The sequence below is a fragment of the Streptomyces sp. NPDC001292 genome, assembly GCF_042896465.1.
In the GTDB taxonomy this organism is placed as follows: domain Bacteria; phylum Actinomycetota; class Actinomycetes; order Streptomycetales; family Streptomycetaceae; genus Streptomyces.
The window spans coordinates 1-20905 of sequence record NZ_JBIAXG010000082.1; the positions used below are offsets into that span (position 1 = coordinate 1).

The following is a 20905-nucleotide window of genomic DNA, read 5'->3' on the forward strand; positions in this document are numbered from 1 at the left end:
GCAGGTCATCAAGACCGTCCCGGAGTCGAAGATCGTGGAGACCCTGATCGAGGAGGCGATGAAGCTCGCCGAGCAGATGGAGCAGGACGGCGTCGCATCCGGCGGCGGCACCGTCACGGGGACACCGACAGTGACAGTGAGTTGAAGTACGGCACGGACCGAGAGGGGGCCCAGCGTGACCATTCTGGAGAGCATCCGGGGACCACGCGACCTGAAGGCGCTGTCCGAGGCGGAACTGGGTGAACTGTCCGACGAGATACGCGAGTTCTTGGTGCAAGCGGTCGCCAGGACCGGCGGTCACCTCGGGCCCAACCTGGGAGTGGTGGAACTCACCGTCGCACTGCACCGGGTCTTCGAGTCGCCGGTCGACCGGATCCTGTGGGACACCGGTCACCAGAGTTATGTGCACAAGCTCCTGACTGGGCGTCAGGACTTCTCCAAGCTGCGCGGGAAGGGAGGGCTGTCCGGCTACCCCGCACGGGAGGAGTCCGAGCACGACGTCATCGAGAACAGCCACGCCTCCACGGCGCTCGGCTGGGCCGACGGACTCGCCAAGGCCCGCCAGGTGCAGGGGGAGAAGGGACACGTCGTCGCCGTCATCGGGGACGGCGCGCTGACCGGCGGCATGGCCTGGGAGGCGCTGAACAACATCGCGGCCGCCAGGGACCGGCCGCTGATCATCGTCGTCAACGACAACGAGCGGTCCTACGCGCCGACCATCGGTGGCCTCGCCAACCACCTGGCCACCCTGCGCACCACCGACGGGTACGAGAAGGTCCTGGCCTGGGGCAAGGACGTCCTTCAGCGCACCCCGGTCGTCGGCAACACCCTCTACGAGTCGCTGCACGGCGCGAAGAAGGGCTTCAAGGACGCGTTCGCGCCGCAGGGCATGTTCGAGGACCTGGGGCTGAAGTACCTCGGTCCGATCGACGGACACGACGTCAAGGCCGTCGAGTCGGCGCTGCGCCGCGCCAAACGCTTCCACGGTCCCGTCCTGGTCCACTGCCTCACCGAGAAGGGCCGCGGCTACGAACCCGCGCTGGCCCACGAGGAGGACCACTTCCACACGGTGGGCGTGATGGACCCGCTCACCTGTGAGCCGCTCGCCCCCGCCGGCGGGCCGTCCTGGACCTCCGTGTTCGGCGACGAGATCGTGAAGATCGGCGAGGAGCGGGACGACGTCGTGGCGATCACCGCCGCCATGCTGCACCCGGTGGGCCTGGGCGAGTTCGCCGAGCGTTTCCCCGACCGGGTGTGGGACGTGGGCATCGCCGAGCAGCACGCGGTCGTCTCGGCCGCGGGGCTCGCCACCGGCGGACTGCACCCGGTCGTCGCCGTCTACGCCACCTTCCTCAACCGAGCCTTCGACCAGCTCCTGATGGACGTGGCCCTGCACCGCTGCGGGGTCACCTTCGTCCTGGACCGGGCGGGAGTGACCGGCGTCGACGGGCCCTCCCACAACGGCATGTGGGACATGTCCGTCCTCCAGGTCGTGCCCGGCCTCAGGATCGCCGCGCCGCGCGACGCCGACCAGCTGCGCGCCCAGCTGCGCGAGGCCGTCGCCGTCGACGACGCGCCCACCCTGGTCCGCTTCCCCAAGGAGTCGGTCGGCCCGCGGATCGAGGCCGCAGGCCGCGTCGGCGGCATGGACGTGCTGCACCGGGCGGAGCGGCCAGACGTGCTGCTCGTCGCCGTCGGTGTCATGGCGCCGGTGTGCCTCCAGGCCGCCGAACTGCTCGAGGCGCGGGGCATCGGCTGCACCGTCGTCGACCCGCGCTGGGTCAAGCCCGTCGATCCGGCGCTGCCGGGCCTGGCCGCCGGGCACCGGCTGGTGGCCGTGGTCGAGGACAACAGCCGGGCGGCCGGTGTGGGCGCCGCGGTCGCCCTGGCGCTCGGTGACGCCGAAGTCGACGTACCGGTGCGGAGGTTCGGCATCCCGGAGCAGTTCCTCGCGCACGCCAAGCGCGGGGAGGTACTGGCCGACATCGGGCTCACCCCGGTCGAGGTCGCCGGACGGATCGGCGCGAGTCTGGCCGTGCGGGAGCAGGCCGGGACGATCCCGGCGCAAGGCGGCGCCGGGGCCGTCATGGCAGTCAAGGAGACAACCGAATGACCACGGAGTTCGACCTCGGCGCCCTGCTGTCCGAGCGCGGCGCCGAGCGCTACGAGCTGCACGCCAGGCACCTCAACCACCAGCTGCCGCGCATGCTGCACACCATCGGCTTCGACAAGGTCTACGAGCGGGCCGAGGGCGCGTACTTCTGGGACGCGGAGGGCAACGAATACCTGGACATGCTCTCCGGGTTCGGGGTGATGGGCCTGGGCCGCCACCACCCCGTCGTCCGCAAGGCGCTGCACGACGTGCTGGACGCCCAGCTCGCCGACCTCACCCGCTTCGACTGCCAGCCGCTGCCCGGGCTGCTGGCCGAGCGGCTGCTCACGCACAGCCCCCACCTGGACCGGGTGTTCTTCGGCAACAGCGGCACGGAGGCGGTGGAGACCGCGCTGAAGTTCGCCCGCCGCGCCACCGGCAGACCGCGGATCCTGTACTGCGAGCACTCCTTCCACGGCCTGACCACCGGCTCGTTGTCCGTCAACGGCGAGCAGGGCTTCCGTGACGGCTTCGCCCCGCTGCTGCCCGACACCGCCGTCCCGCTCGGCGACCTCGACGCACTCGAGCGGGAGCTGAAGCAGGGCGACGTGGCCGCCCTGATCGTCGAGCCGATCCAGGGCAAGGGCGTGCACGAGGCCCCGTCCGGCTGGCTGCGCGCCGCGCAGGAGCTGCTGCGCCGGCACAAGGCGCTGCTCATCGCCGACGAGGTGCAGACCGGTCTGGGCCGCACCGGGGACTTCTACGCCTACCAGCACGAGGACGGGGTCGAGCCGGACCTGGTCTGCGTGGCCAAGGCCCTGTCCGGCGGCTATGTGCCGGTGAGCGCGACCCTCGGCAGGGACTGGATCTTCAAGAAGGTCTACTCCTCGATCGACCGGGTGCTGGTCCACTCGGCGAGCTTCGGGTCCAACGCCCAGGCCATGGCGGCGGGGCTGGCCGTGCTGTCCGTGATGGAGAACGAGCAGATCGTGGCCAACGCCCGGGCCACGGGCGAGCTGCTGAAGTCCCGGCTGGCGGCGCTCACCGACCGGTACGAGCTGCTCGCCGACGTGCGCGGCCGGGGCCTGATGATCGGCATCGAGTTCGGCCGGCCGAGGTCGCTGAAACTGCGCGGGCGCTGGACCATGCTCCAGGCGGCCCGCAAGGGACTCTTCGCGCAGATGGTGGTCGTCCCGCTGCTGCAACGGCACCGTATCCTGACCCAGGTCTCCGGCGACCACCTGGAGGTGATCAAACTGATCCCGCCGCTGGTCGTCGGGGAGGCGGAGGTCGACCGGTTCGTGGATGCCTTCACCGCCGTGATGGACGACGCGCACGGCGGCGGGCTGATGTGGGACTTCGGCAGGACGCTGGTCAAGCAGGCCGTCGCCAACCGGTGAGCGGAGCCGGACAAGGGCTTTTGCCTCACAGGCAATGAATTTGCCTTAGGGGCAAAGTGGCGCTGGAATGGACGTATGAGCTCTCCAGCGTCCCAGCCCTCGGCGGGGCCGGTCGAGGACCTGCCCGCCGTCGCGCCGCAACTGCGTGCGCTGCGCCGCCGTGCCGCACTGACCCTGGAGGCCGCGGCCCGCGCCGCCGGGCTGTCGCCCGCCCACCTCTCCCGCCTGGAGACCGGGCAGCGCCAGCCCTCGCTGCCGATGCTGCTCGCGCTCGCCCGTGTCTACGGTACGACCGTCTCGGAACTGCTCGGCGAGAACGTCGCCGACCGGGACGCGGTCGTGCGCGCCGGGGACATGGAGCCGACGCGGGCCGGCGGCTGGACGTACTGGCAGGCCGGCGCGTCCGGCCGCGGGATGCAGGCCCTGCGGGTCCGCGTCCCGCACGGCTCCCAGGGCGACATCGTGCGGGTGCACCCCGGCGAGGAGTGGCTGTACGTCCTCAAGGGGCACCTCAGGCTCCGCCTCGGGGACGCCACGCACCTGCTCGTGCCGGGCAGCAGCGCGCACTTCGACTCGCTGACCCCGCACCGCATCGCGGCCGAGAACCCGGACGGGGTCGAGCTCCTCTTCGTCCACACCCTGTTGCAGAGTCCCACGGCCGCGCTGTGCCTGGGCCCCCACATCGGAGACATGCCATGAGCAACATGGAAGAGAAGTTCCCGCGCGCCCTGTGGGTCCGGCTCATCATCTACATCGCCGTCGGGCACCTGTTCGCCGGGTTCATCTGGCTGCTGTTCGAGGTCGGCGCCAAGTGACGGCTCCGGGTACGTGGGTCAGCCCAGCAGCCGCTCGCACAACCGCTCCCGGGTCTCGGGAGCCAGCCGCAGCCCCCGCTCCAGATAGGCGTCGACGCCGCCCCAGGTCTCCTCGATGGTCTCCAGGGCCGCCGCCAGGTACTCGGCACGCGCCTCGAACAGGGGGCTGAGCAGCTCCATGACCTCGGGGGAGTAGGTCGCGGCCGAGGTGCCGCTGCGGTGCACCTTGTAGCGGCGGTGCTTGGCGTTCGACTCCAGGTAGTCGGCGACGATCGCGTCCCGCTCCACGCCGAGGGCGAGGAGGGTCACGGCGATCGACAGTCCCGCCCGGTCCTTGCCCGCCGCGCAGTGCATCAGGACCGGGACGCAGTCCTCGGCGAGCGCGTGCAGCACCCGGGAGTGCTCGCCGGTGCGCTCCTTGATGATCATGCGGTAGGACGCGACCATCCGGTGCGCGCCCCTGCCGTCGGCCAGGACGGCCCGCAGCTCGCCGAGGTCTCCGTCGCGGACCATCTTCCAGAACTCGGCGCCGTCCGCCGGGTCGCTCAGCGGCAGGTTCACATGGCGCACGCCCGGCAGTTCGACGTCCGGACCCTCCAGCTCGACGTCGGCCGCGTTGCGGAAGTCGAAGATCGTGTGCAGGCCCAGGGAGCCGAGGTAGGACGCGTCCTTTTCGGTCGCGTGCGCCAGGTGGCCGCTGCGGAACAGCATCCCGTGCCGCACCCGCCGGCCGTCCACGGTCGGCAGCCCGCCCACGTCACGGAAGTTGCGCACTGCGGCCAGCTCGGGCTCGGTCGAGGGGACCTGCTGCGTCACGGGGACTCCTCCCTTTCGGTCCCGCCGTCACGGCGCGTCGGCGGGCACGGCTTCGACCATACGACATGGCTTCCTGGGCCAACGAGTTGTCCACGGGCGTTGCCCCGGCGCCCGCGCACCTCGGTGATGTCGGTGCGGGCGCGGACCGGTTCGGACCTGTGGGGGACGGAACATGCTGGACACCGCCGACGACGGCCGTACGTGGCTGCTGACCGGGCCCACGAGCGGTTACGCCGTCCATCTCACCGGGCGCGGCGAACTCCTCCACCTGCACTGGGGACCGAGCATCACGCTCGCCGACGCCGAGGCCCTGGCCGAGCGTCCGCTGCCGGACGCTCGGCCCTTCGAGTCCCCGCTCGACGGACACGAGGAGTACCCGGTCGAGGGCGGCCCCCGCTTCGTGAGACCCGCGTTGTCCGTGCCCCGCCGAACCGCGCGGCACCGAGTGGACCTTCGGGGCGTACCGGGCCGAGGGCGACGAACTGCGGCTGCTGTTCCACGACTCGGGGCTGGACATCACCCTTCACCAGGGGCCGTCCTCGTCGGCCGTACCAGCGCGAGCGATGCGGGCCGCGTTCGACCGGAGCCTCGCACGCCGTCCCCCCGCCGGTCGCCGGTGTCGCTCACACGGACAGGCTGAGACCCGGCCCCGGCGTCCTCGTCGCGGACGACCGGTCGGTGCCGGGAGCGGGGTCGCGCCCTGTCGGTGTGCCGTGCGGTCAGTCCCGTGCCGCCGCGTTGTCCGTGTCCCGCGCGGCTCGCGGGACCTCGCACGAGTCCTTGAAGCCCTGACTTGTCAGGCCCAGCGCGGAGTTCATGCGCGAGCGCAGGTTCTCCACCGCCACCATCGCCGTCAGCTCCACCAGGGCCGGCTCGCCCAGCCCGGCGCGCAGCCGGGCGGCCAGGTCGGCGTCGACCGTGGGCGGTGTGGCCGTCATGGCCTCGGCGTACGCCAGGACGTCGCGCTCCAGCGGCGTATAGGCGTCGCTGTCCCGCCACATGGGGACGTCGTGCAGCTTCTCGGGTGCCATGCCGCGCTCCCGGGCGACCCAGTGGCCGAAGTCCATGCACCACGAGCAGCCGATCGCGGCGGCCGACGCCATCTCGGCGAGCGCCTTCAGATCGGGGTCGAGCCTGTTCCACTTCGCCACGGACTGCTCGAACCGCAGGTCGCTCCACAGGACCCGCGGGTTGTGGGCGAGCGCCCGGACGGGGTCGAGCACCTTGCCGTAGACGCGCCTGCTGTACCACTCGACGAGGCGGAACAAGCGGGTCCGGGGCGGGGTGAGCGAGACGCGGGCCATGAGGGCCACCTCCAGTCGCATCGGTTCCGTGAGCACCTCGCGGGTGCCTGCACCGGTACGACGGACGGGAGCGCGCAGATGTGACATCCGGGCCGTCGGAAGGGCCCGACATAATGGAAAGCCTGACCGACTCCACCAGGAGGTAGCGTGGCAGGATTCCGTCCTTCGAACCCGGGGCTCCGCGCACTGCGGCCCGAGGCCTTCGGCGCGGACCCCAGCGGAGAGCGCATGGCACGCGTCCGCAGATCACCCCATTTCAAGGACGGCGCCTTCCAGAACCCCGGAGGTCCCGCCCGGACCCGGCCCTCCGGTTCGACGCCGGCCTTCGCGAGGCTCTACCTCGACAAGCACGAGCGCCGGCGCCGCTCCCCGCGCGGCACCGTGCCCGTGCACGCCACCACGCTCGCCGACCTGGCCGGGCCCGCGGCCACCGGGCTGCGGCTGACCTGGATGGGACACTCCAGTGTCCTCGCGGAGATCGACGGACAGCGGGTGCTCTTCGACCCCGTGTGGGGCGAGCGCTGCTCGCCGTTCCCCTTCGCCGGGCCCCGGCGGCTGCACCCGGTGCCGCTGCCGCTCGCCGCGCTCGGCCCGGTCGACGTCGTCGTCATCTCCCACGACCACTACGACCACCTGGACCTGCCCACCATCAAGGCGCTGGCCGGCACGGACACCGTGTTCGCCGTGCCGCTCGGAGTCGGCGCCCACCTGGAGCACTGGGGCGTGTCCGCCGACCGCCTGCGCGAACTGGACTGGCACGAGGCCACCAGGGTCGGCGGGCTCACCCTGACCGCGACCCCCGCCCGCCACTTCTGCGGCCGGGCCCTGCGCAACACCCAGCACACCCTGTGGGCCTCCTGGGCCGTCGCGGGCGAGGAGCACCGGATCTACCACAGCGGTGACACCGGCTACTTCGAGGGCTTCCGGCAGATCGGCGCGGACCACGGCCCGTTCGACGCGACGATGATCCAGATCGGCGCGTACTCCGAGTTCTGGCCGGACATCCACATGACGCCCGAGGAGGGGGTCCGAGCCCACCTCGACCTGCAAGGGGACGCGCCGTCCGGCGTGCTGCTGCCGATCCACTGGGGCACCTTCACCCTCGCCCCGCACGCCTGGGCCGAGCCCGGCGAGTGGACGAAGGACGCCGCCGAGGAGGCGGGGCAGGCGGTTGCGCTCCCGCGGCCGGGTGAGCCTTTCGAGCCTGCGGGCAAGGTCCCCGCGGAGCCGTGGTGGCGGTCGGTGTCCGCGCCCCTCCCCCACCCGTGGCGCCGCGCCGAGCGGCCGGAGGCCGTCCCGGCCGCCCTGAGCGATCTCGACCTCGCCGGCGAGCGGTGACACCGGTCCCGGGTGACCTCTTCGCCGGAAATCTCTGAGAAATCCCCGACCGAGTTCGCCCCCTTCCTCCGACTCGATGCGGACATGCGGCGACTTCGGGGTCCGTGTGGAGTCACGCGGTCGACGCCACCGCCTGGGTGGGCCTCGGCGCCCATGCCCGCGTCGAACTCGTCCAGCAGATACTCCACCACCTCCACACCGGGGCCACCGGCGAGGCCGCCTCCCGCGAGTTGTCCATCTCCGTGCGCACCTATCGTCGGCACATCGCCACCATCATGGAACTCCTCGACGCCAGGTCCCGATTCCAGGCGGGGGTGCGCGCCGCGGAACTCGGCCTGCTCACCACCCGCGTCCGCCCGGGGGCGGAGGCGCCTCGCGGGCGTCCTCCGGCGGGATGGGTGGCGGGCGGCGGCACACCACCACATCGCGGCGCCCACTCCCCGGCCGCCCTGCGCTCCGTCGAGTCCGTACCGGAACTGGCCCAGCGCCACTCCTACGAGCCCGATCCGGTCGCCGATCCCCGGTCCTGACGCGGCGGTTGCGGGCCGGTGCCGCGAGGCGGCACTGAGCACGGACCTGCACAGCGGGTGACGGTGCCGAGGGTGCTGGTCGGGGCAGGGGAGGAGCCGAGATCGTTCCGGCCGGATGAGACCGGACGAGGCCGGATGAGGCCGGGCAGACGGCGGTACGGACGGTGGGGCCGGAGAGGCGAGGGCTCTCTGACCCCACCGTCCGTTCGTGACCAGTTCTGACCAGGCGGGATCGATGTATTTCGGTTCGCTGGTGCGTGGCGACACGGGTGCTCGCTCTGCCGTGCGAACGCTCATACCAGAGCGGGACGCTTCCCGGGGGATTTCGTCAACTGTCCACCTCGCTTGGTGCGTTGGTGACTACTGTGAGTGGCCGTGGGGCGACGCGGGGCCGTACATGCGCCGCTGTCGACCGGCACAGCGATGGCGCATGCCCGCTCGCGCCCCGGGCGCGAGTACACAGGACCGACGGACCCGTACGAGGAACAGATGTCTCACCTCCGTGCACCGGCCGCCCGCTCAGACCGCCGTGAGGGCGGGCGGCACGGGCGGCCGGTCACCCGCACCGTCCCCTCGCTGCCAGAGACCCGCCTACGGCCTCAACTGCTGCGCCTGGCGGTGCTGCCGCCGACCTCGGTCGCGCTCAGCGCCGGCGCGGCCGTGCTCTTCACCGTGCGTTCCACCGGCGCACGCCCCGGTCTCGTCCTGTGGGCCGTGCTCGCCGGCGCGTTCGCGGTCACGCTCGCGGGCATCACGATCGCCGCCGTCGCCGCCGGCCGGGCCGCCCGGTCGGTGCACGACCGGATCGGCGTCCTGCGCCGCGGCACCGCGCGCCGCGAGGCCGAACTGCGCGCCCTCGTCGACGCGCTGCGCCAGGGCGAGGCTCCGCCACGGCGCAAGCCGCGCGGCGGCCCGCCGGAGGACGCCGACGAGACCGACCTGCTCGCCGCCGACCTGGCGCGCGCCCACGACGGGGCCGTCGCCGCCGTCGTGCAGGCCGCCCAGTTGTCCAGCCGGACGGGCAGCGAACAGAAACTGGAGGTCTTCGTCAACCTCGCCCGCCGCCTTCAGTCCCTGGTGCACCGGGAGATCTCCATCCTCGACGAGCTGGAGAACGACATCGAGGATCCGGACCTGCTCAAGGGCATCTTCCATGTCGACCACCTCGCCACCCGGGTCCGCCGGCACGCCGAGAACCTCGCCGTCCTCGGCGGCGCCGTCTCCCGTCGCCAGTGGAGCAACCCGGTCTGCATGACCGAGGTGCTGCGCTCGGCCATCGCCGAGGTCGAGCAGTACTCGCGGGTCAAGCTCGCCCCGCCGATCGAGGGGCGGCTGCGCGGCCACGCCGTCGCCGACGTGATCCACCTCCTGGCCGAACTCATCGAGAACGCCACGCTGTTCTCCGCTCCGCAGACCCAAGTACTGCTGCGCGCCAACCTCGTCACCTCGGGACTCGCGGTGGAGGTCGAGGACCGGGGCCTGGGCATGCCGGTCGGCGAACAGGTCCGGATGAACGCCCTGCTGGCCGACCCCGACCAGGTCAACGTCGCGAGCCTGCTCGCCGACGGCCGCATCGGGCTGTACGTGGTCTCCCAACTCGCCAGGCGGCACGGCATCACCGTCCGCCTGCAGACCAACATCTACGGCGGTCTGCAGGCGGTCGTCGTCGTGCCGCAGGGACTGCTGGGTACCTCAACGGGAGCCTCCGGCGCGTCATTCGGGGCGCTGGACACCGGAGTGCGGACCACGGGCCCCGCGCCGTACCCGTCGAACGCCGCTTTGTCGCTCCCGGACGGCGGACACGCGCACGCTGCCCCGCCGGCCCTGAACGGCGGCGGCACCCACCGCGCGCCGGCCGTGTCCGGCGGTCGCGGGGAGCCCGTGCGAGGCGTGCACGGCAACGGCGTACGCCCTGCGCCGAGCCCCGTCACCGGCCTGCCCGGCGCTCCCGTCCGGCCCGGCGACTCGCGCCAACACGATGGCAGGACGCATCCCGTGGCGGGCGCGGACGCGCGCGACGCGGGCCGCGTCCCCGGCGCACGCGGAAGCGTTCCGCCGCCGGTCGTACCCCGCATGAACGGCGACGCCCGCCCTGTCACATCCGTGTCCGGTGGCGACACGCCCATGTCCGTACCTGCGCCCGTGTCCCGAGGTGACGTGCCCGTGTCCGTGACCGAGCCCGTGCCTGGGGGCGACACCCCCGTGCCCGCGCCCATGTCCGGGGGCGGCATGCCTGTGTCCGCGCCTGTGCCTGTGTCCGGGGCCGAGACGCCGCTGCCCGTGACCGAGCCCGTGCCTGGGGGCGACACGCCCGTGCCCGGCGGCGAAACGCCCATGTCCGTACCAGGCAGCGATCTGCTGACCATCCCCACCTCGCCCGGCGACGACGTGCGGCCCCTCGAGTCCGCCAACGGCGACCGCCTCGAGCCCCTGCCGCGGCGAACGGCGCGCGAAGGGCAGGACGATCCCGCGGAGGCCGTGCCGGGCATCCGGCCCGCCGACCGGGCCGCCGTGGCGGCGAACGCCGGTGCGCCGCCCGTTCCACGGGCCGGAGCGGTGCGCGGAACCATGGAGAAACCCCAACTGCCCCGGCGGCGCGCCCAGGAGCACCTGGTGCCGCAACTGCGCGGTGGCCCGCTGCCACGCCATGAATCCGAGTACGTCGCCGGCCACGACCCCGGGCTGATGGCCGCCTTCCGGCGCGGGATGGGACTCGCCGAGTCGGAGCAACGCCGGGAGCCGGCCGCCACGGAGCCGGCCCGCTCGCACGAGCCGCACTCCCCGGGCGGCGCGTCCCCCGTGGACGCGTCCGGGCCGGCGGAGGCGCGGCCCGTGCTCCTGCCCGGTCAGCACCTCACCATCCGCCGCGACCGGAACGAGTCGGCCGGATGACCAGCGCGCCCAGCCCCGTCACCCCTCCCGACCCCAGCGCTTGCGCAGACCTTCCCACCCCAAGGAGTCGATCCACCATGGCGAGCGATGCGCCGACCGGCCGTGTCTCCGACCTCGACTGGCTGATGAGCGGCCTCGTGCAGCGCGTACCGCACACCACCAGCGCGGTCCTGCTGTCCTGCGACGGACTGGTGAAGTCCGTGCACGGCCTCGACCACGACAGCGCCGACCACATGGCCGCCCTGGCCTCAGGCCTGTACTCCCTCGGCCGCAGCGCCGGCGTCCGCTTCGGCGACGGCGGCGAGGTGCGGCAGGTCGTCGTCGAACTGGACTCCACGCTGCTGTTCGTCACCACCGCCGGTACCGGCACCTGCCTCGCCGTGCTCGCCGGCCGCGAGGCCGACGCGGCCGTGCTGGGCTACGAGATGGCGATGCTGGTCAAGAGCGTCCGCCCCTACCTCGAGACCGCTCCCCGGCAGCATTCCGTCGAATCCCGGGCGCCGCGGCCTTGAGCGCGGCGGCGGCCGGCGACAGGCCCTGGCTCGACGACGCGGCCGGACGGCTGGTGCGTCCCTTCACCGTCAGCGACGGCCGCACCCGGCCCAGCATCGCGCTCGACCTCATGTCGCAGGTGATGGCCACCGGGGCGGCACCGCTGGCCTACCTCGGCCCGGAGCACGGCCAGGCACTCGACCTGTGCCGCGCTCCCCTCCCGGTGGCCGAGGTCGCCGCCCATCTGAAGCTGCCGGCCGTGGTGACCAAGGTGCTGCTGTCCGACCTCGTCGACTGCGGGGCGCTGACCACCAGGCCTCCCGAGGACCACCACCACCCCACCGACCGGGCTCTTCTGGAGGCAGTGCTCGATGGACTACGACGACAGCTCTGACTACGACGGCGGCCTCGATCCCTTCCCGACCGCGCTGAAGATCCTGGTGGCGGGAGGGTTCGGGGTGGGCAAGACGACCTTCGTCGGCGCGGTCAGCGAGATCGCTCCGCTGAGCACGGAGGAGTTGCTCACCACGGTCAGCGTGGCCACGGACAACCTGGACGGTGTGGAGAACAAGGTCGAGACGACCGTCGCGATGGACTTCGGCCGGATCACCCTGGACCCGCGGCACGTGCTCTACCTGTTCGGCACGCCCGGGCAGGAGCGGTTCTGGTTCATGTGGGACGAGCTGTCCGAGGGCGCGCTGGGCGCGGTGATCCTCGCCGACACCCGCAGGCTGGAGGAGTGCTTCGCCGCCGTCGACTTCTTCGAACAGCGCGGCCTCGCCTTCGTCGTCGGCGTCAACGAGTTCGACGGCGCCCACCGCTACGACCCCGAGGAGGTGCGGGCGGCCCTGGACCTCGACCCGCGGATTCCCGTGGTCCGCTGCGACGCCCGTATCTCCAGCTCGGGCGTCCAGACCCTGCTGACCCTCGTCCGGCACCTCATCGCCCACGCGCCCGCCGTCCCCGCGCCGAGCCAGGGCGCGCACAGGTGACCCCGGCACACTGACCCCCGCACACCGTCACGGAGCCCGTACATGACATACGCCGACAGCGACGGAGCCCGGCCATGAGCTACGACCCGCCCCGCCCGGCCGGTCGCCTACTGCTGACCCCCGAGGACAAGGACGCCCCCGCCCGCACCCAGCGGCTGCGCCTGCTGGGCCTGGGGGAGCGCCCCGAGCCGGCTCTCGACGCCTTCGCCGACCGCCTCGCCGCGTTCACCCGAGCGCCGTACGCGATGGTCAACTTCCCCGACGAGACAGGGCAGTTCTTCGCCGGACTGCACCGGCCCGAGCGCGACGTCCTGACCGTCGACACCGGCGGCGACGGGGACGGAAGCCGACGTGAAGTGGGCCGCCGCCTGGCCCGCGACCACGGCTTCTGTCCCCATGTCGTGGCGCGGCGCAAGGCGCTGGTGCTGGAGGACGTCTGCGACTACCCGCGGTTCGCGGGCAACGCGGTCGTGGACGAGTTCGGCATCCGCTCCTATCTGGGCGCGCCGCTCATCGACAGTACGCAGACGGTGCTGGGCACGGTGTGCGTCGTCGACGTCGAGCCGCGGCCGTGGGGCCGGGAGGGGCTTCGGACCATCAAGGCGGCCGCCGCGGAGCTCGCCCCGCGGCTGGAGCGCCGGGAGACCGAGGGCTTCCTGTTCTGACGGCCGGGCGCAGACCTCGCACCGCGCCGAATCCGCCCGGGGACGGCGTGAAGCGGAGCTGTGGCCGCGCTTAAGAAATCCTCGATGGACCAGCGTGCCGTCGTACGGCAGATTGCTACCGGAATCCACCCCTCTCCCCGGACGCGGGCTGCCCCGGCATGCCCGGAGCCGGGGCCGGAACCTCAGGAGCGGTAGCGTTGAAGGCGCTGGTCAAGCAGAAGGCGGAGCCCGGGTTGTGGCTCGCGGACGTCCCCGAGCCCGCCATCGGATCCGGCGACGTACTGATCAAGGTCCTGCGGACCGGCATCTGCGGCACCGACCTGCACATCCGGGCCTGGGACGGCTGGGCCCGGCAGGCGATCCGCACCCCGCTCGTGGTCGGGCACGAGTTCGTCGGCGAGGTCGTCGAGACAGGCGCGGACGTCACCGACATCAAGCCCGGCGACCGGGTCAGCGGCGAGGGCCACCTGGTGTGCGGCAAGTGCCGCAACTGCCTGGCCGGACGCCGCCATCTGTGCCGGGCCACCGTCGGACTCGGCGTCGGACGCGACGGCGCGTTCGCCGAGTACGTCGCCCTGCCCGCCGCCAACGTCTGGGTGCACCGCGTCCCCGTCGACCTCGACATCGCCGCGATCTTCGACCCCTTCGGCAACGCCGTGCACACCGCGCTGTCCTTCCCACTGGTCGGCGAGGACGTCCTGATCACCGGCGCCGGTCCGATCGGCCTGATGGCGGCGGCCGTCGCGCGGCACGCGGGCGCGCGCAACGTCGTGATCACCGACGTGAGCGAGGAGCGGCTGGAGCTGGCCCGCAAGATCGGCGTCAGTCTCGCCCTGGACGTCTCCCGGGACACGATCGCCGGGGGGCAGCGCACGCTCGGCCTGCGCGAGGGCTTCGACGTCGGCCTGGAGATGTCCGGCCGTCCCGAGGCGATGCGCGACATGATCGCGAACATGACGCACGGCGGCAAGATCGCCATGCTCGGCCTGCCCGCCGAGGAGTTCCCCGTCGACTGGGCCCGCGTCGTCACCTCGATGATCACCATCAAGGGCATCTACGGCCGGGAGATGTTCGAGACCTGGTACGCCATGTCGGTGCTGCTGGAGGGCGGCCTCGACCTCGCTCCCGTCATCACCGGCCGGTACGGCTACGAGGACTTCGAGGCGGCCTTCGCCGACGCCGCGAGCGGCAAGGGCGGAAAGATCATCCTCGACTGGACCGTGTGACCGCGTACCTCCCCTTCTTCCGCCGGCACCTTCAAGGAGCACCCTGATGTTCGACTCCGTGCGCGACGACCTGCGCGCCACCCTCGACGAGATCCGCGCCGCCGGGCTGCACAAGCCCGAGCGGGTCATCGGCACCCCGCAGTCCGCGACCGTCGAGGTCACCGCGGGCGGCCGTCCCGGCGAGGTCCTCAACTTCTGCGCCAACAACTACCTCGGCCTCGCCGACCACCCCGAGGTGATCGCCGCCGCCCACGAGGCCCTGGACCGCTGGGGCTACGGCATGGCCTCCGTGCGTTTCATCTGCGGCACCCAGGAGGTGCACAAGGAACTGGAGGCCCGGCTGTCGGCGTTCCTCGGCCAGGAGGACACGATCCTGTACTCCTCCTGCTTCGACGCCAACGGCGGCGTGTTCGAGACGCTGCTCGGCCCCGAGGACGCGGTCATCTCCGACGCCCTCAACCACGCCTCGATCATCGACGGCATCCGGCTGTCCAAGGCCCGCCGCTTCCGCTACGCCAACCGGGATCTCGCGGACCTGGAGCGGCAGTTGAAGGAGGCCACCGAGGGCGGGGCGCGCCGGAAGCTGGTCGTCACCGACGGCGTGTTCTCGATGGACGGCCATGTGGCGCCGCTGCGCCAGATCTGCGACCTCGCCGACCGCCACGGCGCCATGGTCATGGTCGACGACTCCCACGCCGTCGGCTTCGTCGGTCCCGGCGGCCGCGGCACTCCCGAACTGCACGGTGTCATGGACCGCGTGGACATCATCACCGGCACCCTCGGCAAAGCGCTCGGCGGCGCCTCCGGCGGCTACGTCGCCGCCCGCGCCGAGATCGTCGCCCTGCTGCGCCAGCGCTCCCGGCCGTACCTGTTCTCCAACACGCTCGCCCCGGTGATCGCGGCAGCCTCCCTGAAGGTGCTGGACCTGCTGGAGTCCGCGGACGACCTGCGGGTCCGGCTCGCCGAGAACACCGCGCTGTTCCGCCGCCGGATGACCGAGGAGGGCTTCGACGTCATCCCCGGCGACCACGCCATCGCCCCCGTGATGATCGGCGACGCCGCCAAGGCGGGCCGCATGGCGGAGCTGCTGCTGGAGCACGGCGTGTACGTGATCGGCTTCTCCTACCCGGTCGTGCCGCAGGGCCAGGCCCGCATCCGCGTGCAGCTGTCCGCCGCGCACTCCACCGAGGACGTGAACCGCGCGGTGGACGCGTTCGTCGCGGCGCGCGCCGAGCTGGAGGGCTGAGCCGGAGGCCGATCGGTCCCAGGTCTTGCGATAATCGTTCGCATGATCGAAGCGCGGCGGCTGCACATCCTCCGTGCGGTGGCCGACCACCGCACGGTGACAGCCGCTGCCGCCGCGCTCTACCTCACACCCTCGGCCGTCTCGCAGCAGCTCACGGCCCTGGAGCAGGAGACCGGCCACCGGCTCGTCGAGCGCGGCGCCAAGGGCGTACGGCTGACCCCGGCCGGGGAGATCCTGCTCAGCCACACCAACGCGGTCCTCGCCCAGCTTGAGCGGGCGGAGGCCGAACTCGCCGCGTACGGCTCGGGCGAGGCCGGGACGGTGACGGTGGCCGCCTTCGCCACGGGCATCGCGCAGGTGGTGGCGCCCGCGGTGGCCCGCCTGGCGCGGACGGCGCCCGGTATCCGCATCCGCGTGCAGGACGCGGAGGGCGACGCCAGCCTGCCGATGGTGCTGGACCGGCAGGTCGACGTGGCGGTCGCCGTCGAGTACCGGGGAGCGCCGTCCGCCGACGACCCCCGGCTGACCCACGTACCGCTGTACGCGGAGCCGTTCGACGCGGTCGTGCCGGTCGCCCACCGGCTGGCGGACACCGCCGAGGTTCCGCTCGCCGAGCTGGCCAAGGACACCTGGATCGGCCCCTACCCCGGCAATCCCTGCCACGACGTGGTCGTCCTGGCCTGTGAGAGCGCCGGCTTCCAGCCCCGCCTGGAACACTCCTCCGACGACTTCCGCGCCGTCGTGGCCCTCGCCTCGGCCGACGCGGGCGTTGCCCTCGTCCCGCGCTCCGCACTGCGCGGCATGGACCTCACCGGCGTGGTCGTCCGCCCCGTGGACGGCGCGGCGCCCACCCGCCGGGTCTTCGCGGCGGTGCGCCGGGGAGCCGAGGGGCACCCGCTGATCCGTCCGGTGCTCCAGGCCCTGGGCGAGGCGGCGCAGGCGTAGCGCCCGGCTGTCCCGGGGTGGCTGTCAGTGCGAGGGGTTAGCGTGCGTGGCATGCCGGATGCCCATGACGTACGCCGTATCGCCCTGTCCCTGCCGGACACCACGGAGAAGATCGCCTGGAGCATGCCCACGTTCCGGGTCGCGGGGAAGATGTTCGCCACACTGCCGGAGGAGGAGACCTCCATCGCCGTGCGTTGTCCCAAGGAGGAGCGCGACGAACTGGTCCTGGCCGAACCGGAGAAGTTCTGGATCGCCGGTCACGAGGCGCAGTTCGCCTGGGTGCGGGTCCGGCTCGCGGCGCTGGAGGACGAGGACGAACTGCGTGACATCCTCGCCGACTCCTGGCGCCAGGCGGCTCCGACGCGGCTGCTGGAGGCCCATCCCGGACTGGGACTGCCCACCGCTCGCTGAAAACCCCTCGGGCGTTCTCGGTGGGCCGTGGCATGATCCGGAGGCGGTGGGGCCGGCCGGCGCGGGAGGGGCCGCGGTCGGGCCGGGCAGTCGGGGATCGGTCGGGGAGGGGAGCGTCGCAGGGATGACCGGGACGTCGTCGCAGTCGTCGCAGTCGTCGCCGGGGGAGGCGGCGGGGCGTGATGACCTCGCTGCCGGAGCCGGAGCCGGAGCCGGAGCCGGGGCGGGCGACGGTGGTCGCGCGCGGTCGGTGTGGTCGCGGGACTTCGCGCTGTTCTTCGTCGCGCGGGCCGTCGCCCGGCTCGGCGACACCATGCTGCCGGTCGCGCTCGCCGCGGGCCTGCTTCAGCACGGGTACGGCGCGGGCGCGGTCGGCCTCGCCATGGCGTCGACGGCCGCCGCCTTCGCGGGGCTCGTGGTCTTCGGCGGGGTCATCGCCGACCGGTTCAGCACCCGCAAGCTGATGATCGGCGCCGACCTGGTGCGGCTCGGCACCCAGTCCCTGGCCGCCGTGCTCTTCTACTCGGGGCACGTGGTGCTCTGGGAGATCTGCGTGATCGGCCTCGTCAACGGCATGGCGGGTGCCGTGTTCCAGCCCGGCGTGGCCAGTACGGTGCCCCGGCTCGCCTCCGACGTCCAGGCGGCCAACGGCGCCATACGGATCGCCGAGTCCGCGGCCCAGCTCGCGGGCCCCGCCGCCGCGGGCCTGCTCGTCGGCTTCGCCTCACCGGGCGGGGTGTTCGCGGCGCACGCCGCGACCTACGGGGTCAGCGCCCTGTCCCTGCTCCTGCTCCGGCTGCCACCGCTCACCCGCGCCGGTAGCCCGGACCGCACCGCGACCGGTGCCTTCGTAGCGGATCTGGTCGAAGGATGGCGGGAGTTCAGGGCCAGGACATGGCTCTGGGGCGTCATCGCCGTGTGGTGCCTCTACATGATCGCCGTCTGGGGCCCGACCGTCCCGCTGGTGGCCACCGAAGTGGTCCAGCAGTACGGCCCGCGCGCCTACGGCCTGATCAACTCCGCCCTTGGCGCGGGAACCGTCGTCGGCGGCTTCCTGGCCCTGCGGCTGCGTCCCCGCCGTATGCTGCGCGCCGGTGCGTTCGCCCTGTTCGCCTTCGTCGGCTTCCCGGCGACGGTCGGGGCCGGCTTCGGCGTGCCGGCCATGGCGGCGGGCGCCGCCGTCGCCGGGGCGGGCATGTCGTTCTGGGGCGTGATGTGGGCGACCAGCGTCCAGACCCAGGTCCCGTCCGACGTTCTCAACCGCATCCACGCCTACGACGTGGCGGGCTCCCTCGCCATGATGCCCGTCGGCCAGGCCCTGGCCGGCCCGGCCGCCACCGCCCTGGGCGCGGATCACGTGCTGCTGGTGTCCGCCGCGATGAGCCTGGTCGTACCGACGGTCCTGCTTGCGGTGCCCGCGATACGCGGCCTCGTACGGGCCGACGCGCGCGGCACCCACGGCCCGCGCGCGCACGACGGGAGCGCTGACGCGGCACCCGGGCGGACGCACCCCGAGCCGCACTGACGGCGGCGACTGCGACCTGGGGCCCGGCCGACCGCCGCAGGCCTCCGCGCGGACGCCCTCAGGCGCCCTCCGTGCCCGCCCCGGCCCGTGCCCCGAGGAACGCCGAGATCCGTTCCCGCAGCGACCGGGCGTCCAGCCCGTGCGCGGCGATGTGCTCCTCCACGGTCCCGTAGCGCCGCAGCTCGGCGCGGCCCACACCGAGCCCCAGGACGCGGTGCGGGACGTCGCGGAGCGCGTCGTTCGCCGCAGAGGTCGACGTGCCCGCCAGATACGGCTCGACCAGGACGACGTCCGTACCGGCCGCCCGGGTGGCCCGGCGCAGCGAGGCCGCGTCGAAGGGCCGTACGGTCGTCGCGTACAGCACCGTGACGTCCAGGCCCTCCGTCGCGGTGAGCACCGCGTCGAGCAGGGGCCCGACGGCGACCACCACACCCGAGCGGCCCTCGCGGACCGTCACGAGGCGCTCGCCGTCGACCGGGCGCCGGTGCGCGTTCGACTGCACCGACAGCCGTACATAGACCTTGTCGTCGCCCGCGGCGACCGCGTGCCGCAGCAGCGTCTCGGCCTCGTCCGGGTGCCCGGGCACATGGACGGTCCAGCCGTCCAGGGTGTCGAGCAGCGTCACGTCGCCGGGTGCCATGTGGGTGTAGCCGCCCGCGGGCCAGTCGAAGGAGGCGGCGGCGCTGACCAGCACCGCGCCCGCGCCCTGGTGACCCAGATCCAGTTTGACCTGTTCGAAGGGACGCTCGACGAGGAAGCTCGCGAAGGAGTGCAGCACCGGTCGCATACCGGTGAGCGCCAGCCCGGCGCCCGCTCCGACGAGGAGCTGCTCGCGGATGCCGACGTTGATCACCCGGTCGGGATGCCGGCGCCGCGCGTCGGCGAAACCGTCCTTGCCGATCTCGGCGATGACGACCGCCACCCGCGGATCCTCGTCGAGCAGGCGCGAGACGGCCGGTGCGAGACGGTCACGCATGGTGTCCATGGAGGTAGGGCCCTTCTGTGTCGGGAAGTCGGGGGAAGCCGGGGGTTCTGCTCGGCGGTTCCGGACCCGCGGTTCCGGATCCGCGCGGTTCCGGACCCGGGGTGCCGGATCACGGGTTCTTCGGCTCCACCCGGGCCACCACCACGTGCGGGCGGCCCGGATGCGGCGCGGTGAACGCGGCGTACAGCGCCTCGTGGTCGCGGCCGTCGACCCTCGCCGTCGACCAGCCCGCAGCCTCGAACCGGGCCGCGATCCCGCCGGGACGGGCGTGGCTGGCGGAGGCGTTGTCGACGACGACGGTGTGCAGCTGCTCGAGTGCCGCGGGACCGGCGAACGCGATCGCCTCGTGGTTGCTGCCCTCGTCCAGTTCGGCGTCCCCGGTCAGCACCCACACCCGGGGCCGGTCCAGCCCCTGGGCGCGCAGCCCCAGGGCCATGCCGACGGCGATGGGCAGTCCGTGCCCGAGCGAGCCGCTGCCGACCTCGACGCCCGGCACCAGCGTGCGATCCGGATGGTGGCCGAGCGGGGAGTCGTAGGCGCCGAAGTCCGGCAGCCAGTCGACCGGAACGAAGCCCTTCGCGGCGAGCACCGCGTAGTAGGCCATCGGGCCGTGCCCCTTCGACAGCAGGAACCGGTCCCGCTCCGGGTCGTCCCGTTGCTCCGGGCGGACCCTGAGCACCCGGTCGTAGAGCACCCAGAGCACGTCCAGCGTGGACGTGGCCGCCGGTCCGTGCTTCTCGTCGCCCGTCATGAGCCCCATCAGCCGGGGCAGGTCGGCGTGGCCGTGGGCGCGTTCGGTCTCCTCGTTGATCGTCATACCGACGATGCTCCGACCTCAACCAAACTTGAGGTCAAGTACCGTCGCCCCGTCACCGCCCGGACCAAAACCCGTGCGCGACCACCGACCTGAGTGCGGTATTGTTTTCCTGCACGTTCGACCGGGGGAAACCCCAGGTCAGACGGGCACCGGGACGTGGCGCAGCTTGGTAGCGCACTTGACTGGGGGTCAAGGGGTCGCAGGTTCAAATCCTGTCGTCCCGACTTGCGAAGAGGCAGGTCGAGGGTCGTATCAGAGTGATCTGGTACGGCCCTTTCGGTTTCCCTGCCGACCTGCCCCCCGAAGGAGACATCGTGAGCCTCATCGAACCGAACGCCGCCGAGCTGCGGCATCTGGAGCGCGCGGTAGAGCTGGCGGCCGAGGCGGTGCGGGCCGGGGACGAGCCGTTCGGCT

General features: G+C 72.6%; 20 protein-coding genes, 1 tRNA gene and 3 pseudogenes. 20 read left to right on the plus strand and 4 right to left on the minus strand.

Annotation, left to right across the window (positions count from 1 at the left end):
• From ACFY4A_RS40925 to ACFY4A_RS40945, 5 genes and pseudogenes are all read left to right on the plus strand, one after another.
• Positions 1 to 145 (plus strand): annotated as a pseudogene (locus ACFY4A_RS40925) (4-hydroxy-3-methylbut-2-en-1-yl diphosphate synthase); the annotation flags it as partial.
• Positions 146 to 175: 30 nt separating this feature from the next.
• Complete coding sequence (gene dxs / locus ACFY4A_RS40930) at positions 176 to 2113, plus strand: 1-deoxy-D-xylulose-5-phosphate synthase (RefSeq protein ID WP_390834398.1); 1938 nt, start codon at positions 176 to 178, stop codon at positions 2111 to 2113.
• A complete protein-coding gene (locus tag ACFY4A_RS40935) occupies positions 2110 to 3492 on the plus strand; it encodes an aspartate aminotransferase family protein (RefSeq protein WP_390834399.1) in 1383 nt (460 codons plus the stop codon). Before dxs ends, ACFY4A_RS40935 begins: the two co-directional genes overlap by 4 nt.
• Before the next feature lie 75 nt (positions 3493 to 3567).
• Positions 3568 to 4191, plus strand: coding sequence for a helix-turn-helix domain-containing protein (locus tag ACFY4A_RS40940; protein WP_390834400.1), 624 nt, complete (start codon positions 3568 to 3570; stop codon positions 4189 to 4191).
• A complete protein-coding gene (locus ACFY4A_RS40945) occupies positions 4188 to 4307 on the plus strand; it encodes a DUF6126 family protein (protein ID WP_390834401.1) in 120 nt (39 codons plus the stop codon). The genes ACFY4A_RS40940 and ACFY4A_RS40945 overlap by 4 nt, the downstream gene beginning before the upstream one ends.
• Positions 4308 to 4325: 18 nt before the next feature.
• Here the strand turns inward: ACFY4A_RS40945 and ACFY4A_RS40950 are convergent, their stop codons facing one another.
• Entirely contained in the window at positions 4326 to 5123 is a 798-nt protein-coding gene (locus ACFY4A_RS40950; protein WP_390834402.1) for a tyrosine-protein phosphatase, read from the minus strand.
• 172 nt (positions 5124 to 5295) lie between these two features.
• On the opposite strand from ACFY4A_RS40950, the pseudogene ACFY4A_RS40955 reads away from it, so the two are divergent.
• A pseudogene (locus ACFY4A_RS40955) lies at positions 5296 to 5650 on the plus strand (alpha-galactosidase); the annotation flags it as partial.
• Positions 5651 to 5842: 192 nt separating this feature from the next.
• Here ACFY4A_RS40955 and ACFY4A_RS40960 read toward each other — a convergent pair.
• Positions 5843 to 6448: a carboxymuconolactone decarboxylase family protein gene (locus tag ACFY4A_RS40960; protein WP_390834403.1), complete on the minus strand. Its 606-nt coding sequence runs from the start codon at positions 6446 to 6448 to the stop codon at positions 5843 to 5845.
• 126 nt (positions 6449 to 6574) lie between these two features.
• Here ACFY4A_RS40960 and ACFY4A_RS40965 point away from each other — a divergent pair, with 126 nt between their 5' ends.
• From ACFY4A_RS40965 to ACFY4A_RS41020, 12 genes are all read left to right on the plus strand, one after another.
• On the plus strand, positions 6575 to 7765 hold the full coding sequence (locus ACFY4A_RS40965; protein WP_390834404.1) for an MBL fold metallo-hydrolase: 1191 nt from the start codon (positions 6575 to 6577) through the stop codon (positions 7763 to 7765).
• A 104-nt stretch (positions 7766 to 7869) separates the two neighbouring features.
• Entirely contained in the window at positions 7870 to 8295 is a 426-nt protein-coding gene (locus ACFY4A_RS40970; RefSeq protein ID WP_390834405.1) for a response regulator transcription factor, read from the plus strand.
• 489 nt (positions 8296 to 8784) lie between these two features.
• Positions 8785 to 11187: an ATP-binding protein gene (locus ACFY4A_RS40975; protein WP_390834406.1), complete on the plus strand. Its 2403-nt coding sequence runs from the start codon at positions 8785 to 8787 to the stop codon at positions 11185 to 11187.
• 77 nt (positions 11188 to 11264) lie between these two features.
• Entirely contained in the window at positions 11265 to 11699 is a 435-nt protein-coding gene (locus ACFY4A_RS40980; RefSeq protein WP_390834408.1) for a roadblock/LC7 domain-containing protein, read from the plus strand.
• Positions 11696 to 12073 (plus strand): DUF742 domain-containing protein, encoded by a 378-nt coding sequence (locus ACFY4A_RS40985; RefSeq protein WP_390834409.1) that lies wholly within the window; start codon positions 11696 to 11698, stop codon positions 12071 to 12073. Before ACFY4A_RS40980 ends, ACFY4A_RS40985 begins: the two co-directional genes overlap by 4 nt.
• The gene (locus tag ACFY4A_RS40990) at positions 12051 to 12671 is read left to right on the plus strand and encodes an ATP/GTP-binding protein (RefSeq protein WP_390834411.1); all 621 of its coding nucleotides are present in this window, start codon (positions 12051 to 12053) and stop codon (positions 12669 to 12671) included. The genes ACFY4A_RS40985 and ACFY4A_RS40990 overlap by 23 nt, the downstream gene beginning before the upstream one ends.
• Before the next feature lie 74 nt (positions 12672 to 12745).
• Entirely contained in the window at positions 12746 to 13336 is a 591-nt protein-coding gene (locus tag ACFY4A_RS40995) for a GAF domain-containing protein (RefSeq protein WP_390834412.1), read from the plus strand.
• A gap of 197 nt (positions 13337 to 13533) precedes the next feature.
• Positions 13534 to 14562 (plus strand): L-threonine 3-dehydrogenase, encoded by a 1029-nt coding sequence (gene tdh, locus ACFY4A_RS41000; protein WP_390834413.1) that lies wholly within the window; start codon positions 13534 to 13536, stop codon positions 14560 to 14562.
• A 46-nt stretch (positions 14563 to 14608) separates the two neighbouring features.
• Positions 14609 to 15808, plus strand: a complete 1200-nt coding sequence (locus tag ACFY4A_RS41005) for a glycine C-acetyltransferase (protein WP_390834414.1) — start codon at positions 14609 to 14611, stop codon at positions 15806 to 15808.
• Positions 15809 to 15850: 42 nt separating this feature from the next.
• The gene (locus tag ACFY4A_RS41010; RefSeq protein WP_390834415.1) at positions 15851 to 16753 is read left to right on the plus strand and encodes a LysR substrate-binding domain-containing protein; all 903 of its coding nucleotides are present in this window, start codon (positions 15851 to 15853) and stop codon (positions 16751 to 16753) included.
• Positions 16754 to 16804: 51 nt separating this feature from the next.
• Positions 16805 to 17164 carry an MmcQ/YjbR family DNA-binding protein gene (locus ACFY4A_RS41015; protein ID WP_390834416.1) on the plus strand — a complete coding sequence of 120 codons (360 nt, stop codon included), beginning with the start codon at positions 16805 to 16807 and terminating at the stop codon, positions 17162 to 17164.
• 124 nt (positions 17165 to 17288) lie between these two features.
• Complete coding sequence (locus ACFY4A_RS41020; protein WP_390834417.1) at positions 17289 to 18689, plus strand: MFS transporter; 1401 nt, start codon at positions 17289 to 17291, stop codon at positions 18687 to 18689.
• Positions 18690 to 18747: 58 nt separating this feature from the next.
• On the opposite strand, the gene ACFY4A_RS41025 is transcribed toward ACFY4A_RS41020, so the two are convergent.
• Positions 18748 to 19674, minus strand: coding sequence for a transketolase family protein (locus ACFY4A_RS41025; RefSeq protein ID WP_390834418.1), 927 nt, complete (start codon positions 19672 to 19674; stop codon positions 18748 to 18750).
• A gap of 109 nt (positions 19675 to 19783) precedes the next feature.
• On the minus strand, positions 19784 to 20491 hold the full coding sequence (locus ACFY4A_RS41030) for a transketolase (RefSeq protein WP_390834419.1): 708 nt from the start codon (positions 20489 to 20491) through the stop codon (positions 19784 to 19786).
• Positions 20492 to 20641: 150 nt separating this feature from the next.
• Between ACFY4A_RS41030 and ACFY4A_RS41035 the strand changes: the two genes are divergently transcribed.
• Both ACFY4A_RS41035 and ACFY4A_RS41040 read left to right on the plus strand, forming a co-directional pair.
• Positions 20642 to 20715 (plus strand) — tRNA-Pro (locus tag ACFY4A_RS41035).
• A 99-nt stretch (positions 20716 to 20814) separates the two neighbouring features.
• A pseudogene (locus tag ACFY4A_RS41040) lies at positions 20815 to 20905 on the plus strand (nucleoside deaminase); the annotation flags it as partial.

Bases quoted from the DNA above. Each gene is read 5' to 3' on its own strand.
- ACFY4A_RS40935 (WP_390834399.1), top strand. From the start codon at position 2,110: ATGACCACGGAGTTCGACCTCGGCGCCCTGCTGTCCGAGCGCGGCGCC.
- ACFY4A_RS41015 (WP_390834416.1), top strand. From the start codon at position 16,805: ATGCCGGATGCCCATGACGTACGCCGTATCGCCCTGTCCCTGCCGGAC.
- ACFY4A_RS41030 (WP_390834419.1), bottom strand. From the start codon at position 20,491: ATGACGATCAACGAGGAGACCGAACGCGCCCACGGCCACGCCGACCTG.
- ACFY4A_RS40975 (WP_390834406.1), top strand. From the start codon at position 8,785: ATGTCTCACCTCCGTGCACCGGCCGCCCGCTCAGACCGCCGTGAGGGC.
- ACFY4A_RS40995 (WP_390834412.1), top strand. From the start codon at position 12,746: ATGAGCTACGACCCGCCCCGCCCGGCCGGTCGCCTACTGCTGACCCCC.
- ACFY4A_RS41020 (WP_390834417.1), top strand. From the start codon at position 17,289: ATGACCGGGACGTCGTCGCAGTCGTCGCAGTCGTCGCCGGGGGAGGCG.
- ACFY4A_RS40990 (WP_390834411.1), top strand. From the start codon at position 12,051: ATGGACTACGACGACAGCTCTGACTACGACGGCGGCCTCGATCCCTTC.
- ACFY4A_RS41025 (WP_390834418.1), bottom strand. From the start codon at position 19,674: ATGGACACCATGCGTGACCGTCTCGCACCGGCCGTCTCGCGCCTGCTC.
- ACFY4A_RS40960 (WP_390834403.1), bottom strand. From the start codon at position 6,448: ATGCGACTGGAGGTGGCCCTCATGGCCCGCGTCTCGCTCACCCCGCCC.
- ACFY4A_RS41010 (WP_390834415.1), top strand. From the start codon at position 15,851: ATGATCGAAGCGCGGCGGCTGCACATCCTCCGTGCGGTGGCCGACCAC.
- ACFY4A_RS41005 (WP_390834414.1), top strand. From the start codon at position 14,609: ATGTTCGACTCCGTGCGCGACGACCTGCGCGCCACCCTCGACGAGATC.
- ACFY4A_RS40940 (WP_390834400.1), top strand. From the start codon at position 3,568: ATGAGCTCTCCAGCGTCCCAGCCCTCGGCGGGGCCGGTCGAGGACCTG.
- ACFY4A_RS40945 (WP_390834401.1), top strand. From the start codon at position 4,188: ATGAGCAACATGGAAGAGAAGTTCCCGCGCGCCCTGTGGGTCCGGCTC.
- ACFY4A_RS40980 (WP_390834408.1), top strand. From the start codon at position 11,265: ATGGCGAGCGATGCGCCGACCGGCCGTGTCTCCGACCTCGACTGGCTG.